General features: G+C 70.0%; 14 protein-coding genes. 3 read left to right on the top strand and 11 right to left on the bottom strand.

What is annotated here, in order from left to right; translation table 11 throughout:
* Positions 1-11: 11 nt before the first annotated feature.
* From AC1VNM_RS20495 to ribA, 5 genes are all read right to left on the bottom strand, one after another.
* Positions 12-500 (bottom strand): CPBP family glutamic-type intramembrane protease, encoded by a 489-nt coding sequence (locus AC1VNM_RS20495; RefSeq protein WP_483108116.1) that lies wholly within the window; start codon positions 498-500, stop codon positions 12-14.
* A 136-nt stretch (positions 501-636) separates the two neighbouring features.
* Positions 637-1161, bottom strand: a complete 525-nt coding sequence (locus tag AC1VNM_RS20490) for a PIN domain-containing protein (protein ID WP_377159329.1) — start codon at positions 1159-1161, stop codon at positions 637-639.
* Between the two features lie 7 nt (positions 1162-1168).
* On the bottom strand, positions 1169-2359 hold the full coding sequence (locus AC1VNM_RS20485) for a helix-turn-helix domain-containing protein (protein WP_483108115.1): 1191 nt from the start codon (positions 2357-2359) through the stop codon (positions 1169-1171).
* Between the two features lie 139 nt (positions 2360-2498).
* Positions 2499-3020 carry a hemerythrin domain-containing protein gene (locus AC1VNM_RS20480; protein ID WP_483108114.1) on the bottom strand — a complete coding sequence of 174 codons (522 nt, stop codon included), beginning with the start codon at positions 3018-3020 and terminating at the stop codon, positions 2499-2501.
* 49 nt (positions 3021-3069) lie between these two features.
* Positions 3070-3693 (bottom strand): GTP cyclohydrolase II, encoded by a 624-nt coding sequence (gene ribA / locus AC1VNM_RS20475; RefSeq protein WP_377159335.1) that lies wholly within the window; start codon positions 3691-3693, stop codon positions 3070-3072.
* Positions 3694-3910: 217 nt separating this feature from the next.
* Here ribA and AC1VNM_RS20470 point away from each other — a divergent pair, with 217 nt between their 5' ends.
* Entirely contained in the window at positions 3911-5647 is a 1737-nt protein-coding gene (locus AC1VNM_RS20470) for a M14 family metallopeptidase (protein ID WP_483108113.1), read from the top strand.
* An 18-nt stretch (positions 5648-5665) separates the two neighbouring features.
* Here AC1VNM_RS20470 and ypfH read toward each other — a convergent pair whose 3' ends face one another.
* From ypfH to AC1VNM_RS20450, 4 genes are read right to left on the bottom strand one after another with little or no spacing between them, the layout of a single operon-like run.
* The gene (gene ypfH / locus AC1VNM_RS20465) at positions 5666-6367 is read right to left on the bottom strand and encodes an esterase (protein ID WP_431100607.1); all 702 of its coding nucleotides are present in this window, start codon (positions 6365-6367) and stop codon (positions 5666-5668) included.
* Between the two features lie 15 nt (positions 6368-6382).
* Positions 6383-6721 carry a thioredoxin family protein gene (locus AC1VNM_RS20460; protein WP_377159341.1) on the bottom strand — a complete coding sequence of 113 codons (339 nt, stop codon included), beginning with the start codon at positions 6719-6721 and terminating at the stop codon, positions 6383-6385.
* 32 nt (positions 6722-6753) lie between these two features.
* A complete protein-coding gene (locus AC1VNM_RS20455) occupies positions 6754-8994 on the bottom strand; it encodes an ATP-binding protein (RefSeq protein WP_483108112.1) in 2241 nt (746 codons plus the stop codon).
* 19 nt (positions 8995-9013) lie between these two features.
* Positions 9014-9724: a response regulator gene (locus AC1VNM_RS20450; protein ID WP_483108111.1), complete on the bottom strand. Its 711-nt coding sequence runs from the start codon at positions 9722-9724 to the stop codon at positions 9014-9016.
* A 166-nt stretch (positions 9725-9890) separates the two neighbouring features.
* On the opposite strand from AC1VNM_RS20450, the gene AC1VNM_RS20445 reads away from it, so the two are divergent.
* On the top strand, positions 9891-11234 hold the full coding sequence (locus AC1VNM_RS20445; protein WP_483108110.1) for an SPFH domain-containing protein: 1344 nt from the start codon (positions 9891-9893) through the stop codon (positions 11232-11234).
* A gap of 83 nt (positions 11235-11317) precedes the next feature.
* The gene (locus AC1VNM_RS20440) at positions 11318-12970 is read left to right on the top strand and encodes an SH3 domain-containing protein (protein WP_483108109.1); all 1653 of its coding nucleotides are present in this window, start codon (positions 11318-11320) and stop codon (positions 12968-12970) included.
* Here AC1VNM_RS20440 and AC1VNM_RS20435 read toward each other — a convergent pair.
* Entirely contained in the window at positions 12957-16241 is a 3285-nt protein-coding gene (locus tag AC1VNM_RS20435) for a PAS domain-containing hybrid sensor histidine kinase/response regulator (protein ID WP_483108108.1), read from the bottom strand. The two genes, AC1VNM_RS20440 and AC1VNM_RS20435, sit on opposite strands and share 14 nt — an antisense overlap.
* 196 nt (positions 16242-16437) lie before the next feature.
* Positions 16438-17268, bottom strand: a complete 831-nt coding sequence (gene pyrF / locus AC1VNM_RS20430) for an orotidine-5'-phosphate decarboxylase (RefSeq protein WP_431100594.1) — start codon at positions 17266-17268, stop codon at positions 16438-16440.
* Positions 17269-17329: the final 61 nt, after the last annotated feature.

The following is a 17329-nucleotide window of genomic DNA, read 5'->3' as shown; positions in this document are numbered from 1 at the left end:
CGGGAGCCTCGTCAGGATGAGGAGAGGGAAGTGGGGAAGGCCGATGAAATCGAGGTGTGGCGCGGGGCATCGAGCGGAGCGTCGAGCGGGGACGCGAGCACCGAAGCCAGTACCGAAGCGAGCAGCGGCAGCAGCGTGGGGGCGGCGAGCAGCCAGCAGGCGTTGAAGCTTGCGTGCCAGGCGATGCAGCGGGGCAGGGAGCGATGTCGTCGGTAGCTGCGGCCGATCCACCAGGCGGGTACGGCGGTGGCGAGCGCGAGCAGCAGCGCCGGGCTGGCCGGCGTCAAGCCGGGCGTGACGATGGCGAGCACGAGGGCGTGCGTCGCGCCGAAAGCGATCGCGGTGAGCGCGACGGCATGACGCCGCGCGGCGGCGGCGCGCGCGGTCGACAGCCGCTCCTGGAGGCCGAGCCGGAAGAGGATCTCTTCGAAGCAGGGCGCGAGCAGGAGCTGCCGGAGAACGACGTCCCAGGGGATCGGGACGGAGAAGAAAGGCAGCATGGGCGCGGCGGAAATTCACGCAGGGGTTCTGCGTAGGTGCCGGCGCGCGGGAGAAAGGTTGCGAAGGGGCGGGGGCGTTACGAGTTGGTCACAAACGGATTCGCGAGGGATTGCTCCCCCGGGGTGCAGCCCCGAGTCAGGCTGGCTCCATGTCGGCGAACGAAGAGAAGTCCATGACGTAGCGCAGTTCCGCCAGGCGCGCCTTGAATGCGTCTGCCTCGGGAATGGTGATCAGTCCTTCCTCGACGCATCGCCAGATCACATCCTCCGTGCGAAGCAAACGCCTCTCACCAAGCATCTCGATGGCAATTCGCTTGGCGTGCTTCTTCTCATCGGTCGCCACCAGGTGCCCGCGCATGAACGCAATCGCGATGCAAGCTGCTTCGCCGATCTCAATCCGTGTGCAGAGGTCCGCGAACAGATCCCTCGTTGCGGAATCGTCGGTGTCGCAGCGATCGATGTGGCGGCATTCGAAGGATGCAGCCAGGGCCAGGGCTTGCGACTCCCGTGTGATTTCGTCGACCACTTGATTCGGAACGGCGCATCGGTAGGAGCACATGCTTCCGAGCAGTGGCAATTGCGCCAGATGAAGGAAGTTGATCAGAACGTTGGTGTCCGTGACCACGACCTCGGGCGCCGGGTGATTCGTCGCAAATGTCATCGGTTGATCACTCCATGCCAAGCGCTTCGACCATCCGCGCGATGGCACCCCGTTCGAAGCCGGCCAGCTGGCCGATCTCATTCAGTTTTCCCCGCGATATCTTCTCCAGTCGATAGGCCTCGCATGCCAGCCCCAGGAGACGGCCGCGACTCTCCCTTCGGCTGTCTGCCTCTGGTGGATTGAACAGACCGAGCAGCGTCGAATACGGTTGGCCGACTCCCCGCGCTTCCTCGGACCTCAGCGCCTCGAACTCCTCCATCGAGACGAGCTGAAGATTGCGAAGGCGCCGGAGGGCCGATCGGCGGCTGACGCCGAACGCTTGCGCTACAGCCGCCACGTGCAGCATGCCCACGGTCGAAGGCTGCAAGATCTCGCGATCGACGGCCATCGCAGGCTGCCGGGCGTGCGACCGCCTGGCGGCGATGCGTCGGACGCCGTCGGCTGGCATGAGGAATGCCGCAGCGAAGGCGTCGGCCCGACGTTCAATCAGATCATCGCGAGCATCGATCCTGCTGAGACAGCCGAGTCGATGCCGATCCATCAGGACATGGCCGTACTCATGAGCAATCGAGAAGCGGCGGCGGGTGAGAGGCTGGGCCGAGTTGAAGAGGACGAAGGCCCCGATGCGGGCTTCAAAAAGCATCACGCCAGAAACGCTGTCCGGCAAGGGCGCTGCCATGCTTCCGACACCCTGCATTTCCAGCAAGTGCTGGATGCGATCGATGGACTGCTCACCCAATCGGAGTCGTAGGCGCTCCGTTGCCGCGATGTGCTCACCTTGCTGAACCGCCTCGTCGAAGTTGCCGGGATCCGCAAGGCCGGCGGCGGTGGGCAGCAACGCTTCCCGGCGGATGCCGAGCATGGCCTCCAGCGAAGTGAACTGCAGAGCATGGGCCATGCCTTCCTGTAGCGCCCTCGTCAGACGGTGTCGATCCCGGATCTCGACATCGGCGCGAAACAGGGCGGACAGGGCGCCGCTGTCCGCAAAGCTGTCCTCGAAGAACTCTCGGAGATTGCGCCCCAAGGCGTAGGCAATGCGCATCAGCGCCCCGGTGCCGAAGTCCTGGGTACCTCGCTCCAGGGCGTCGATATCGGCCGTCGACAGGCCGACGAACTCCCCCAGCTCCTGCTGAGTCAAATGGAATCGTTCCCGGGCGACGCGGATGCGCTCGCCAAACTGCTCGTCCGTCACCGTCATCGCGGCTCCCCGATCGAAGTGGAAAGCAGCAGATGGTGAATCGCGGCGCGCTCATTGACGATGACTCAGTCTCATCGTCTTTCGTGCAGCTCCCACTTGTTTGAGGAGTCCCCATCGCGGCGATGAGTGGGCGACGGATTCAGGCGCGTCGCCGCCCGGCCATTTCCTCGCCCATCACACGCAGCACGGTGCCAGGCGTTGCCGCACTCGCCGACGGATACGCGTCGTGGTCTTCGGCATCGATATGACGCCGGTACAGCGTGGCGAAGGTCTGCCAGCGTTCCCGCGCGGCGTTGAGCGTCTCGGTCGGCATCGATCCGTCACGGATCGCCTCGAGGTCCGGCACGATCTCGGCCCAGCGCGCTTCCATCTCCCGATGGTCGGCCAGCAATCGATCGGCGAGCTCGTCGTTGCCCAACTCGCGCAGTCGAGGCAGGACGTGCAGCTCCTCGTCCTCGTGATGCAGCGGCGCAGCGATGGTGAAGTAGCGCAGCACGTCCTTCGCCGCGTCCCGCGCCTGCTCGTCGCAGCCGTGCGTCGCCACATGCGCGCCGATGCGTTCGAGCAGGGTCAGGGTCCGCGCCATCCGCTCGTGGCACGCGGCCATCAGCGCGAAGGGCTCGTCGAAGCCAGCGGCCGGGGCGGTGTGCAGGAGGCTCATGGATGGCTCGCCGGCGTCAGTCCGGGATGACTCCGGGCTCGTGCCCGGATCACTCCAGGTAGTGCCCCATCCGCTTGCGCTTGGTCTCGAGGTAACGCTCGTTGTGCGGGTTCGCCGCGATGCGCAGCGGCACCAGCGCCTCGACCTCGACACCGCCCGCCACCAGCGCGTCGCGCTTCTGCGGGTTGTTGGTGATCAGCCGGACGCTCTTCACGCCCAGCAGGCACAGGATGTCGATGGCGTCGGCGTAGTCGCGCTCGTCCTCGGCATGGCCCAGGCGCAGGTTGGCGTCGATGGTGTCCACGCCGGCTTCCTGCAGCGCGTAGGCGCGCAGCTTCTCGACCAGGCCGATGCCGCGCCCTTCATGACCGCGCATGTAGATGACGATGCCGCCCTCGTCCTTCAGCAGGTCCAGCGCGCTCTGCAGTTGCGGACCGCAGTCGCAGCGCAGCGACTGGAAGACGTCGCCCGTCAGGCACTCGCTGTGCACGCGCAGCAGGCCGCCGCGCGCCTGCAGCGGACCGACCGACAGCACCAGGTGCTCCGATCCCGTCGCGGGGCTGCGGAAGGCCCGCGCCTGGAAATCGCCCAGCGTCGACGGCAGGTGCACCACTTCCCACTCGGTCGCCCCTTGCGTCCCCAACGGGATCTTCTCGCAGTGATTCACAGCCATCTCTCCAGCTTCGCCTCGGCGCCCTCGCGGACGTCCCGGTCATGTCGTTCGTTCATGTCGTGCGATGCGCGCCCGTCTGAGCGGCGGCGCGCACGTGCAAGTCCAGCAATTTAACCCGTCTCAGGGAAAACGCGCTGTCGCGAGGTGGAGAGCCCTCTCGGTCGCCGGGGCCTGGGCATGCAAAATCGGCCGCACCGACACCGCCCCTGGGACGCCCATGACCGCTCTCCCGCCCGCCGCCGCGCCCGCGTCGACGCCATCGCTGCCGACGCCGCGCTTCGACGAATTCCCCCGCTACGACGCGCTGACGCAGCTGCTGTTCAGTTACGCCGAGGCCTGTCCCAACCTGGTGTCGGTGCGGTCCATCGGCAAGAGCTTCGAGGGCCGCGAGATCTGGGTCGTCATCCTGACCAACACCGCGACCGGCAGCGATGTCGAGAAGCCCGCCTTCTGGCTGGACGGCAACATCCACGCCGCCGAGCTCACCGCCTGCACGACCTGCCTTTACTACCTGCACGATCTGTTGAGCAAGTACGGCACCGACCCGCAGGCCACCCACCTGCTGGACACGCGCACGATCTACATGGTGCCGCGCCTGAACCCGGACGGTGCCGAGCTCGCGCTGGCGGACCGGCCGCGCCACATCCGCTCGTCGACGCGCCCGTATCCGTTCGACGAGGAGCCGGTCGAAGGCCTCAGCGTGGAAGACATCGACGGCGACGGCCGCATCCTGACGATGCGCATCGCCGATCCGCACGGCGGCTACAAGAAGCACCCGGACGATCCGCGCCTGATGGTCGCGCGCCAGCCCGGCGAATTCGGCGGCGAGTACTACCGCCTGATGCCCGAGGGCCTGGTCATCAACCACGACGGCTTCAGCATCAAGGTCAACCGCGACAGCGAAGGCCTGGACCTGAACCGCAACTTCCCCGCGGGCTGGCGGCAGGAGTTCGAGCAGGTCGGCGCCGGTCCCTACCCGACCAGCGAGCCCGAAGTGCGCGCGATGGTGGACTTCATGGTGAGCCACCCCAACATCGGCGCGGCGATCAGCTTCCACACGCACAGCGGCGTGATCCTGCGTCCCTGCGGCACGCGCAGCGACGACGACATGGCGCCCGAGGACCTCTGGGCCTTCCAGCGTTTCTCCAAGCTCGGCGAGCAGCACACCGGCTACCCGGCCGTGAGCATCTGGCACGAGTTCAAGTACCACCCCAAGGAAGTCATCACCGGCACGCAGGACTGGGTCTACGAGCACCTGGGCGCGCTGTTCTGGGTGGTGGAGCTGTGGTCGCCCAACAAGGAGGCCGGCATCACCGGCTACAAGTGGATCGACTGGTTCCGCGACCATCCGGTCGAGGACGACCTCAAGCTGCTGAAGTGGAGCGACGAGCACTGCGGCGGCAAGGCGCATGTCGAGTGGACCTCGTTCATGCATCCGCAGCTGGGGCCGGTGGAGATCGGCGGCTGGGACAAGATGAACTTCTGGCGCAACCCGCCGCCGCACCTGCGCGAGCGGGAGGCGGCGCGCTTCCCCGCGTGGATGAACCAGATCGCGCTGAGTCTTCCGAAGCTGGAGCTGCTGCGCACGGAGGTCCGCGCGCTGGGCCCGGACACCTGGCGCGTGCGCATGGCCGTGGGCAACAGCGGCTGGCTGCCGGCCTACGTGACCAAGCAGGCGCTGGCGCGCAAGCAGACGCGCGGCGTGATGTTCGAGATCTTCCTGCCGGTCGATCCCGAGGTCGGGCTGGTCAGCGGCAAGCCGCGCATGGAAGGCCCGCAGCTCGAAGGCCATGCGCCGAAGCAGACGCAGCTCGCGTTCCTGCCGGAGCGGGATATCACCGGGGATCGCGCCTACGGCGAATGGACGGTGAGAGCGCCGAAGGGCACGCGACTGAGCCTGGTGGCGTGGGCCGACCGCGCGGGCACCGTGAGGACCGAAGTGACGCTGGATTGAGCCCCGAACGGGCCGCGCTCAATGGCGCGGCTCGTTCTTGTCCTGCTCCGCAGCCGTGAGAACGGCTTCGCGCCAGAGGCGCGCAGGAATGAACGTCCGCAGCTGCTCCATCGCGCGCTCGATGAGCGCCGGATGCAGTTCATGGCCCACATGCGGGAGCACATCCGCCGTGATGTCCGCGCCGAGCGACATCAGCTCGCGCGCGGCGTTCAGCAGCGCCGGATAGGGCAGCTCGCCATCGTCCTTGCCATGCAGCAGATGGATGGAGACATCCTTCGGCGCATGCTGCGGCCAGTAGGCAAACGCACCGCCGAAGGCGAGCACGCGACCGGCCAGCTGCTCTTCCTGCTGCAGCGCCTCGAGCGCCAGGATCGCGCCCTGCGAGAACCCCGCCAGCGCGACGCGCCCCCACTCCAGATCGAGCTTCTCCGCCCACCCGCGGACCAGCGCGACCAGCGTCGGCACCGCCGCGCTCAGGCGCAGCGCCCGGAGCGTGTCGTCTCCGTCCTCGGAGTACCACTGGAAGCCCGCGCCGCCGCCCGGGATCGCATCGAAGGGCTCGAAGCCGTCGAGCAGCACCAGCGCGGCGCGCGGGTACTGGCGATGGAGTGCCTCGGCGAGCGGGCGCATCTGTTCGGCATCGGCGCCGGCGCCGTGCAGCAGCACGAACAGCAGTTCAGGAGCTCCGTCCTTGGGGAGCAGCACATGGGCTTGGGTCATGGCCCCGATTCTCCGTCACGTGCCGTCGATGCGCTCCAGCGCGGCCCGGATATCCGCGGCGTTCGTGGGCCTGACCAGGCGCTCCACCTCCTGCCCGTCGCGCATGAAGATCAGCGTCGGCCAGAGCTTGACCTTGAAGGAGCGCCCCAGCGGCTGGCCCTTGCCGTCCTCGACCTTGATGTGCTGGACCATCGCGTGCCGGCCTTCGAAAGCCTGCTCCAGCAGCGGCTGCGCCGCCTCGCAGATGGGGCACCACGAGGCGCCGAACTCGACCAGCAGCGGATGTTCCTTCGACAGCGTGTCGACGGCGTCGCGGATCGGCTCGGTCAGCGCGTAATGGGGATTCATCGGCATGAAGACCTCCTTGTCGATTGAGGCGGCGCGGCTCAGGCCGCGGCGCGGCGCAGGCTCATCTCGAACACCACGCCTTCCGGCACATTGAATGCCCGGATGCTGCCATCCATCTTCGCCAGGTAGGTCTTCGCGACGAAGAGCCCCTGGCCGCGGCGTTCCCCGTTGACCTGCGGGGCGGTGTCGGAGACGCCGTATTCGAAGATCTGGTCGAGCATCGCCGCGTCGATGTGCGGCCCCTGGTTGCGGATGCGCAGCAGGACGAAACCGGGCTCGCCCGCCTCCAGGGTGATGGCAATGGGCGTGCCTTCGGGCCGGTAGCGGTCGGCATTGCGCAGCACGTGGGTGACGGCGTCCTCCAGCGCGTAGGCCTCCGCGTGCACGGGCTGCGGCTCGGGCAGCTCGGTGGCGAAGGTCACGCCGTCGATGCCGGCATAGTGCGCGTTCGCGGCCACCTCGCGGCAGAAGGTCGCCAGGTCCAGCGCCTCCGTGTGCAGGTCGGCGGATGCCAGCGCCTCGCTCGGCGGCGCGCTGCCGTAGAGCACCTTCACCGCCTGCTGCATCCGCTGCACGTAGCGGTGGCTGGGATCGTCGCCCGCGCCGTGCAGCACCATCAGCGACTGCAGCGGCGACATGATCTCGTGACCGACCGCATGCCACATCTCGCGCTCGCGTTCGGCGCGCAGCTGCTCGCGGCGCAGGCCGTCCTTCACGCGGGTCAGCGCGTCGGCCAGGCTGCCGGCCAGGATGCCCAGCTCGTCGCGGCCGCGCAGGTCGGCCACGTCGAGCTCGCCGATGCGCTGGTCCGCGCGCGCGTCCTGCATGTTGTAGGAGACGGCGGCCGCGCGCTTCGTCAGCACCGCGATGCCGCGGATCAGCCCCAGCTCCACCATCAGCCACGCGAGCGCGACGGCCGCCAGCATCGCCGCCGCCAGCCAGGCCAGCGGGCGCGCCTCCAGCGCCAACTGACGGTCGAGGCTGCGCAGGTCGCCGCGCAGGTCGAGCCGGTAACGGCCGCTCGGCGTCGCCACGTCGTCGGACGCCGTCAGCCAGCGGATCTCGGTCGCGTCGGTGTCGGCGCCGACGCCCAGGACTTCGCCTTGCACCGGCAGGCGGCGCATCACGTGGATCAGCCACGGCAGCGCGCGCTCCGACAGCTCCGGGCCGCGGGGCTCGGCGATCGTCGTCGCCTGCTTGCCCAGTCGCTCGATGCGCAGCGTCTCGCCCGGCTGCAACGACGCGCCGATCCGGTCCAGCGACAGCGCGAGCGACGCGCCCGGCTTGGCGCTGTCGAAGAGGATCGGAGCCGGAGCCGGCGTGGGAGCCTGTGTCGGCGGGGCGATCACGCTGGCGTGCATCGACTCAGAGGCCGCAGCAGGCAGCTCGGTGGGCGCTATGGGTTCGGAAGGCCCGAGCAGCTCCACCCGCACCCGCATCTGGTCGAGGTCCGCCGGCGGCCATACCGGCCGGGCGCGATGGCCCGCGTCGTCGAAGAGCGCGTCCTGGAACGCTTCCACCGGGAGCCGGATCGAATAGAAGGTGCGCCTGGCGCAGTCCGGACCGCTGCTGCCTTCGGCGCAAGGCCCCTCGCGCCAGAGCCAGCCGCGGAACTCGCGCACCGGGCGCGCCTTGCCGGGCAGTTGCGGTCCCGCGCCCAGGAAGCCGGTCAGCCGGCCGCGCTGCGTGCCGTCGGCCGCGGCGGTGCCTTCGAACGGCGCGATCCAGGTCTGCGTGCCGCCGCGCAGCTTCAGCGTCACGCGCGCGCGGTGCACGCCGCTCAGGTCCAGCGCGCCGTGCTCGCGGCCGGCGAGCGGGCCGCTCTCCAGGCTGCCGACCAGGTAGAGAAATCCGCCCGCGTAGGCGTTCGCGCCGACGGCGGCGCACAGGCTCGCGCCGTCGGGCCAGCGCAGGCCGCAGCCGGCCATCTCGACGGCGCGCTGCGCCTTGTTCTGGTCGTCGAAGTCGATCGCCGAGAACGGCAGCAGCACCGGCGCCTGGCCGTCGCGGTCGCCCACGCCCATCGTCGGATTCAGCAGCGCCAGCTGGCCGCTCGGATGGCGCAGCTGCAGCACGATCTCGGCCAGCGACTGCCGGAAGCCCTGCGCATACCGCTGGTAGGCGCGCTGCTTCTGATCGATCAGCACGGTCAGCACCAGGCCGACCGTCGCCAGCGCCAGCAGCAGGAAGGCCAGGTGCACGACCGCGCGGCGGCGGAACGCTGCCAAGCCCAGTCGCGGCACGGCCAGCGCGGGCAGTTCGACCGGTCCGAGCTTCATGCGACGTCCATGCCGACCGTCATCGCGGGCCCGACCACCGGAACCCCCGCATCGGCACGTTCTCGATCGCGTCGAACGACGGATCGACTTCCTTCAGCGCCTCGCGCAGCGTCGACACGTGCTTGCGCACGTTGTCGCGCGTGCGGCCGCTCTTGACGACGTCGTAGAGCTCCTCGTACGACACCACCTGCGGCGCGCGCTGGTACAGCGTGGCGAGGATGCGCTGCGCCGTCAGCGGCAGGTTGATGCGCTGGCCCTTCCACAGCGGGCTGCGCTGCCACAGCGGGTCCAGCTGCAGCGCCTCCGGCGCGGCCGGCACCGGCTCGGTCGCTTCGCGGGCGCGGGCGGCGCGCAGGATGTCGAGGAAGGTGTCGATGAATTCGGCCTCGTCGAAGCTGGTCTTCTGCAGGTAATCCCAGGCGTCGAGCGCCTTCATGATCCCGCGGTAGATGGCGGCCGGCATCGCCGACACGACCAGCACCGGCGTGCCGGCGTTCAGCTTGTTGATCTCGTTGATCAGCGCGATGCCGGCGTTGCGCTCGCGGCCGAGCTCGATGTCGAGCACCACCATCTCGTAGCGCTCGCGCGCCAGCGCGGCCTCGGCGGCGTCGCGGTCGAACCATTGATCCACCTGCAGCTCGGGCCGCGCGGCGCGGATCCAGCCGGTGAGCTGCTCGCTGGTGGGGCGGTCGTCCTCGATGACGGCGACCTTGTTCCTGGGGATGGCCATGGCGCCGGATTATCGACATCGCCGCGCCCGGCGGCGCGACCCGCCCGTGAAGGTTTCTTCCGGACCGTGAAGGGACCCGCCGACGCCCGCATTGAGGCTTCCGGGGCGTCTGCGGACCATGAGCGTCATCCCAACACCCGAATCAACGGGAACCCCGGAGGACCTCATGAACGACCGCCTGCAATCGATCCGCAACGCCGCCGCGCGGCTCAAGGCTCGGCTGCCCGGTTTCTCCCGCCGCCACCGCGGTGACGAGCTCGGCGACGAGTTCGGCGGCGAAGGCGCCGGCGCTGGTGCCGGCGGCCTAGGCCTGCCGCTGAAGCGCGCCGGCGCCGGCCTGGTCCGCTGCCTGCCCTGGCTGGCCGGCCTGACCGCCGTGGCCGGCGCGGTGGCCCTGCTGGTGATGCATCCGCCGGTGCACGAGGTGCCGCGCGGCGCCGTCAGCCTGCGCACGAACATGCTGACCGGCGGCGTGACGGAGGCCCGCTCGGGCTCCATGCTCCAGCTGCCTGGGCTGCATGACGTCCGCGACCTGCCGGTGCGTGATCGCAGCTATCACCCGCAGCGTTTCGCCCGCGCCGACGGCGAGGCGCCGCTCCAGTCGCTCGAAGGGCTGTCGCTGGGCCTGGACCTGACGGTGCGCTGGACCGTCGACACGACGCGGCTGGCGCAGCTGGCGACCTCGCTGCCCGATGACATCGAAGGCGACGTGATCGCGCCGGCGCTGCAGGGCATCGTCTACCGCCAGATCGCGACGCACACGGTGCGCGAGATCTTCTCGACGCAGCGCGGTCCCATCCAGGCCGCGCTGGAGTCCGAGCTGCGCCGCAAGCTGGCGGTGGACGGCATCGTGCTGCGCGGCCTGGAGATCGGCAACGTCGACCTGCCGCAGGAGTACCGCGCCGGCCTGGAGAACCTGCTGTCGGAAGGGCTGGCCAGCGAGAAGATGCGCTACACGCTGGAGCTCAAGGAGAAGCAGGTCAAGCAGACCGAGCTGGAGGCGGCCGCCGAGAAGGTCCGCCGCGAGACCGCCGCCGAAGCCTCGGCGCGCGAGCAGATCATCGCCGCCAAGGGCCAGGAGGAGGCGATGAAGCACGTGCTGCCGTTCAAGCAGCGCCAGGTCGAGCAGCGCCAGCTGGAAGCCGAGGCCGAGCGCGTCGCGCGGGTCCGCATGGCCGAAGGCAACGCGCAGGCGCGCGGCATCGAGGCCGAGGGCGAGGCCAAGGCGCGCGAGAAGCTGGCCGACGCCGAGGCTTATCGCCAGACGCGCATCGGCAAGGTCGCCGTCGACCAGATGGCTGCCGAAGGCGCGTTGCTGAGCCGCCATCCGTTGCTGATCCAGAAGGCGATGGCCGACAAGCTGTCCGACAAGGTGCAGGTGATCATCGCGCCGCCGCCGTCGGACGGCGGATTCATCGGCAAGACGCTGCTCGGGACGAAGCAGGACGGGCGTCCGGAAGGACGCCATGAAGGTCGCTCGGAAGGCGAAGGCGAGGGGACCTCGCAATGAACCGCCACCGTTCCTCCGCGTTTTTGGTCCCGTCCCTGATCCTGAGTCGAAAGGGTTCCGACATGTGCCGCCTGAAGCTCGTGATGGCTGCCGCGATTGCCGCCGTCGCCGTTCAACTGCTGTGCGTCCACTCGGCCGATGCCGCCACGCTGACCGCGACCGCGACCGCGACTGTCGACGACGCCGCGCCGAAGCCGCCGATCAAGCGCGTCTCGCCGGATGACGCCGCGCCGCGCACCGCGCTGGTGGTGCAGGACAACGTCGCGATGCGCGCGGCGGCGAAGGATTCGTCGCCGGCGCAGGCGCAGCTCTGGCGCGGCGAGGCGCTGGAGATCCGCGGCGAGCGCCCCGACCACTTCCAGGTCTACGACTACCGCCGCGAGCGCGGCGGCTTCGTTCGCAAGACCGCGCTGCTGCCGCTGAACGGCCCGGCCGCGCAGCCGGACGCGCTGCTGGCCGCGCTGCGCGTCGTGCGCCAGCAGCCGGGCGCGGAGTCGCTCGGTCTGGGCCTGGCCGCCGCCTACGTGCAGGCGGCGAGCGCGGCGCAGATGAACGGCGTCGACGGCGCGGAGGTGCTCGATGCGATGGGCACGCTGGCCGAACGGCTGGCCGATCGCGCCTCGCGCACGCAAGCGCGGACGGACGGCGTGGCGACGGTTGCCCCGTCCGCTGCGGAGACGCAGGTCGCCGCGCAGCTCGACGTCGCCGCGCGCTACGGCCTGCGTTTCCGCACGCTGGAACGCGAGGCCGGCGCGATGCAGCTCTGCTACGACGGCGAGGCGTTCCGCCGCGTGCTGGCGATGCCGGCGTCGATGCCGGAGCAGAAGGCGCGCGCCGCGCTGGCGCTGACGCGCGCCGACTGCCTGGACCCGGTGGCGACGCCGCCGCAGCGCGAGCAGATGGACCAGTGGCGCGCGGACGTGCTCGACAAGGTCGACCTGCGGGATCCGGCGTTGGCGACGCATTGGCGCAACCGCGTGCTGATGCGGCAGTCGGGCGTGTGGAGCAGCCTGGCGTTCATCCGTGCGCGCCGCGCCAGCGTCGCGGGCGTGACCGGTGCTGCCGCCTCGTCCACGACCTTGCAGGTGGACGCGTCGTCGGCCGCGTCGCGCCGGGCGCTCGAAGCCTTCGCTCGCGTCGTCCCTGCGGAGCTCTCCGACGACGATCAACCCACCTACAACGACGCCGCCATGCGTGGCAACGCCATGCGCTGGGCGGCCCTGCCGGCGGGTGCGCCGGAACAGACGCTCGGCCCCGTGAAGCTGAGCGTGGCCGCCGGCCAGCCGGGCGAGACCTGCCTGACGCTGACGATGAACGGCGCGAAGGAAGGCAGCGCGCCGCTGCTGCGCCACTGCGCCTGGGGGCTGGTGATGACGGCATCGGCGCGCATCAACCGCGAAGGCACGGCGATCGCGATCGCGTCGGTGCCGGCGGACGGCTGGCGCGAGCTCTGGCTGCTGCGCCGCACGGCGCAGGGCTGGAAGGTGTCGGTGCTGCCGCCGGTGGCGGCGCAGCCGGGCCTGGGTTACGCGGAGTTCGCCGGCTGGGTGCCCGGCGGCAAGGAACTGCTGGTCGCGCGTGAGGCCCGCGCGGAAGGCCGCTACAAGCGCAGCTACGAGCTGGTCGACCTCGACACGCTGGAGACGAAACGCCAGGCCGGCGACGTGACGATGCTCGGCGCGTTCCAGCGCTGGCAGGCGGCGGACTGGAAGGGCGCGACGCTCAGTCTGCGGTGAGCTTCACCAGCACCTGCCGCAGCCGCTGCGCGTCGATCGGCTTGGTGAGGAACTCGTTCATCCCGGCGGCCAGCGCCTCGTCGCGCTCCTGGACCAGGGCGGCGGCCGTCAGCGCAATGATCGGCAGCTGCGTCCCGTCGTAACGCTGGCGCAGCTGTCGCGTGGCCTCGTGGCCGCTCATGACCGGCATCTGCACGTCCATCAGCACCGCGTCGAAGGGCTTGCCCATGCTGGCCGCGGCCGTCACCGCCTCCACCGCCTGGCTGCCGTCACTGGCCTGCGAGACCTCCGCGCCCCACTGCTCGAGCATGGCCACGGCGATCATCATGTTCACCGGGTTGTCCTCGACCATCAGGATGCGGCGTCCCGCGAGTTCCGCGTCATCGGCCGGCGCGCGGCGTTGCGCGCTCACCGGCGCCGGCGCCGCGGGCAGCGGCAGCTCGGCCCAGAAGGTCGCGCCAGCGCCCGGCTGGCTGTCCACGCCCACGTCGCCGCCCATCAAGGTGGCCAGCTCGCGGCAGATCGACAGGCCCAGGCCCGTGCCGCCGTAGCGGCGCGTGGTCGATTCGTCGGCCTGCGTGAAGGGCTGGAACAGCCGCTCGTGCATCGCCTCGGCGATGCCGGGGCCGGTGTCGCTGACCTCGACGCGCAGGCGGCGCTCGTCCAGCCGACGCACCCGCACCGCCACGCGGCCCTGCTCGGTGAACTTCAGCGCGTTGCTCAGGTAGTTGCTCAGGATCTGCCGCGTGCGCACCGGGTCGCCGATCACCCAGGCGGGCACCGCGTCGTCGACGTCGATGCTGAACCCCAGCCCGCGCGCCTGCGCCAGCGTCAGGTAGCCCATGCGCATCGTCGCCAGCATGTCGCGCAGCGCGAAGGGCACGGTCTCCAGCGTCAGCCGGCCGGCCTCGATCTTGGACAGGTCCAGGATGTCCGACATCAGGCCCGACAGGCTCTCCGCGCTGTCCACCATCTGGTCCAGGTAGTGGCTGCGCGTGTCGCCGTTCAGGTCCGGCTGCTGCAACAGCCGCGCCAGGCCGACGAGGCCGTTCAGCGGCGTGCGGATCTCGTGGCTGATGTTGGCCAGGAACGCGCTCTTGGCGCGGTTGGCCGCCTGCGCCTCGTCCTTGGCCTGCGCCAGCGCGGCTTCGACGCGCCGGCGCTCGGTCACGTCTTCCATGATCCAGATCGTGCCGCCGCGGCTGGGGTGGTTCGGGTCCACGGCCCGCGCCAGGATCCGGCACAGGAAGCGGCTGCCGTCGCGGCGCCGCATCAGGCGTTCGACCTCGACCTGTTCGCCCGCCGCCAGGCGCGGACCGAGCTCGTGGCCGACGGCCTCGTAGTCCTCCGGGCTGGGCCACACCACGTTGCCGGCCTGGCCGATCAACTCGCCCGCGGGCCAGCCGAACATCTCCTCCACCAGCCGGTTGGCCTGCACGAAACGCTGGTCGCGCGTCAGCGCGATGCCGATCGACGCGTTCTCCAGGATCGCCGCATGGACCAGCCGCGTGCGCTCGGTGTCGCTGACGTCGCGCGAATTGACGACCAGGTAGGACATCCCGTCCATCACGAACGGCGCCGCCGACAGCAGCATGGGGATCGGCTGCCCGCGCCGGTTGACGAAGCTCGCCGGCAGGTCGCTGACGCGGCCGTGCTGGCGCAGCGCTTCGACCAGCCGATCGCGGTCGGCGATGTCCTGCCAGATGCCGAGCTCTTCCGAGCTGCGTCCCAGCACTTCGTCGGCCGTGTAGCCGCTGACCAGCTCGAAGGTCTTGTTGACCATCACGTAGCGGCCGCTGACGGTCTCGGTCAGCGTGACGACGTCGGGGCTGGTAGCGAACAGGTGCGACAGCAGCGCCTCCGAGCGGCGCAGCGCATCCTGCGCGCGCGAGGTCTCGGTCTGGTCGATGAAGAAGGACAGCGTCGCGGGACCGGTGGCCGCGTCCACGCGCACGCTGGTGGCCTGCACCAGGCGCCGGCGGCGCGACAGGGTCCGCAGCCGGAACTCCGTCATCGGCAGCATCGCGCCGACGGGCAGCGATTCGATCTTGGCGGCGCGCTGGCGGGCGCGTTCCTCGTCGCCGGGCTCGTAGTGCGAGAACAGGTCCTGGCCGATCATCGACGAGCGCTGCGTGTACCCGAACATCGCCATCGCCGCCGGGTTGGCGTCCATCACGCGGCCCCAGCGGTGCAGCACCAGCGGCGACGGCGAGCGGCGGAACAGCTCGCGGTAGCGCGTCTCCGTGGCCACCATGGCCTGCTCGGTCTGGACCTCGTCGGTGACGTCGCGGCCCACGCCCCAGTAGCCGCGGAAATTGCCCTTGGCATCGAAGCGCGGTTCGCCGCTGATCGACACGTAATGCAGCGATCCGTCCTCGGTCGTGCGGCGCATCACCAGGCCGCGGAACGGGCGGTGCGATTCGAGGTCGGCGCGGTGCGCGTCGAGTTCCTCGTCGGAGAGCCCCAGGTGCTCGATCTCCCACGGCGCGCGGCCGAGCCGCTCCGCCATCGATAGGCCCGAGGCGCCGGGGTTGTGTTCGGTCAGATGTGTGAAGCGGAACTGGCGATCCATCTCCCAGTACCAGTCCGCCGCCATGTTGAGCAGGTGACGGAAGCGCGCATGGCGGTCGTTGACCTCCTGCATCGCGCGCCGGATCAGCTTGGCCGTGCCGAGGCCGACGACCAGCCCCGAGGTGAGCAGCAGCAGTTGCGTCAGCAGCCGGGCGGTGAGTCCGATCGGCGCGCCGTCGACCGGGATCCAGCCGCCGAGTTCCGCCGAGGCCAGTCCGCCCAGCGCGGCCAGTCCGAGCCCGAACAGCGACAGGCCCGCGCCCAGTCCGATCATGCCCGTGCCCAGCGCGACCATCAGGCCCATGATCCCGAGGCTCGCGGCGTTGAGCCCGAGCTGGCGCGACACCGCCAGCGACAGCGCCGTCGCCATCGCCAGGCACATCAGCGTGACCGTCGCCGCGGGGCCGTGATGGGAAGGCAGCCGCCACAGCATGGCCAGACCCGCGAAGGTGGTCACGAGGGCGAGCGCCGGCGGCAGCAGGCCGCCAAAGGGTTCCGACGCGCCGGCGCTGGCCAGCAGCAGCAGGCCGGCCATGCCGGACAGCAGCACGCACGCGGCCATGAACAGCCGCGCGGCGCGCCATTGCAGCTTCGCGGGCAGGCTGTCGCCGCGCGACAGTTCGTGCCCCACCAGACTGCTCAGATCGTCCTGGGAATCCTTGCTCACTCGTCCCCGCCCCAACTCGTTGTAGGTGGACATGCCCTTTCCCTCCTTGGAAAGGTTCCGGGGCGAGCGGCATGCCGGATTGGCGCGTCGACCCGGAATTGCAACGTCCGGTAACGGAGTCTCGGCGAGCGGGGGGTGTTCTGAAGAGGCGAGAAATCCCGAAAGCCGCCCAGTCCGGTGCGCGTTCGGGGTTTCTGCCAATTAATTGGCGGGCGTTGCCGCCGGGGAGTCAGGCGGCGGCGGTGGGACGCAGGGCATCGCGTGTCGCCAGTGCGACACGGCGGGCGGCGGCGGCGAAATCTTCACCGGCGGAGGCGTACAACACCGCGCGGGAGGAATTCACGATCACCGTGCCCGCATCCTTGCGCCAGCCGGCCGCGACCGTGGCTGCGGCATCGCCGCCCTGGGCGCCGACGCCCGGGATCAGCAGCGGCAGCGTCGGGGCGAGCTCGCGCACGCGCTCGATCTCCTTCGGGTAGGTCGCGCCGACCACCAGGCCCAGCTGGCCGTTGACGTTCCAGTCGCCCTGGGCCAGCGCGGCCAGGTGCTCGAAAAGGCGCGGCTGGCCGGGGACGTCGGCCAGGCGCTGCATTTGCCAGTCGTCGCCGCCCGGGTTGGACGTGCGGCACAGCAGGAAGGCGCCCTTGTCGGCGTAGCGCAGGTAGGGCTCGACGCTGTCTCGGCCCATGAACGGCGACAGCGTCACCGCGTCGGCCTGGTAGCGCTCGAAGGCCTCGCGGGCGTACTGCTCGGCGGTGGCGCCGATGTCGCCGCGCTTGGCGTCCAGGATCACCGGCACGTGCGGCGCGTGGCGCTTGATGTGGGCCATCAGCTGCTCGAGCTGGTCCTCGGCGCGGTGCGCGGCGAAGTAGGCGATCTGCGGCTTGTACGAGCTCACCACGTCCTTGGTGGCGTCGACGATGGCGGCGCAGAAGTCGTAGATCCGGCCGGCGTCGCCTTTCCAATGGGTCGGGAACTTCGCGGGATCGGGATCCAGCCCGACGCACAGCAGGGAGTCGTTCAGGCGCTCGGCGGCCTGGAGCTTCGACATGAATTTCATGTGCGGTATTGTCCCGCTTTTGTGGGGGACGGCGTCCACGGGGACGTCGGCAATGACGCTG

Source organism: Mitsuaria sp. MSU3D, assembly GCF_056867975.1.
This window is presented reverse-complemented; position numbering and strand designations above follow the sequence as displayed.

Coding starts and splice junctions, on each gene's coding strand:
- AC1VNM_RS20495 (WP_483108116.1), bottom strand. CDS start 500: ATGCTGCCTTTCTTCTCCGTCCCGATCCCCTGGGACGTCGTTCTCCGG.
- AC1VNM_RS20490 (WP_377159329.1), bottom strand. CDS start 1,161: ATGACATTTGCGACGAATCACCCGGCGCCCGAGGTCGTGGTCACGGAC.
- AC1VNM_RS20485 (WP_483108115.1), bottom strand. CDS start 2,359: ATGACGGTGACGGACGAGCAGTTTGGCGAGCGCATCCGCGTCGCCCGG.
- AC1VNM_RS20480 (WP_483108114.1), bottom strand. CDS start 3,020: ATGAGCCTCCTGCACACCGCCCCGGCCGCTGGCTTCGACGAGCCCTTC.
- ribA (WP_377159335.1), bottom strand. CDS start 3,693: ATGGCTGTGAATCACTGCGAGAAGATCCCGTTGGGGACGCAAGGGGCG.
- AC1VNM_RS20470 (WP_483108113.1), top strand. CDS start 3,911: ATGACCGCTCTCCCGCCCGCCGCCGCGCCCGCGTCGACGCCATCGCTG.
- ypfH (WP_431100607.1), bottom strand. CDS start 6,367: ATGACCCAAGCCCATGTGCTGCTCCCCAAGGACGGAGCTCCTGAACTG.
- AC1VNM_RS20460 (WP_377159341.1), bottom strand. CDS start 6,721: ATGCCGATGAATCCCCATTACGCGCTGACCGAGCCGATCCGCGACGCC.
- AC1VNM_RS20455 (WP_483108112.1), bottom strand. CDS start 8,994: ATGAAGCTCGGACCGGTCGAACTGCCCGCGCTGGCCGTGCCGCGACTG.
- AC1VNM_RS20450 (WP_483108111.1), bottom strand. CDS start 9,724: ATGGCCATCCCCAGGAACAAGGTCGCCGTCATCGAGGACGACCGCCCC.
- AC1VNM_RS20445 (WP_483108110.1), top strand. CDS start 9,891: ATGAACGACCGCCTGCAATCGATCCGCAACGCCGCCGCGCGGCTCAAG.
- AC1VNM_RS20440 (WP_483108109.1), top strand. CDS start 11,318: ATGGCTGCCGCGATTGCCGCCGTCGCCGTTCAACTGCTGTGCGTCCAC.
- AC1VNM_RS20435 (WP_483108108.1), bottom strand. CDS start 16,241: ATGTCCACCTACAACGAGTTGGGGCGGGGACGAGTGAGCAAGGATTCC.
- pyrF (WP_431100594.1), bottom strand. CDS start 17,268: ATGAAATTCATGTCGAAGCTCCAGGCCGCCGAGCGCCTGAACGACTCC.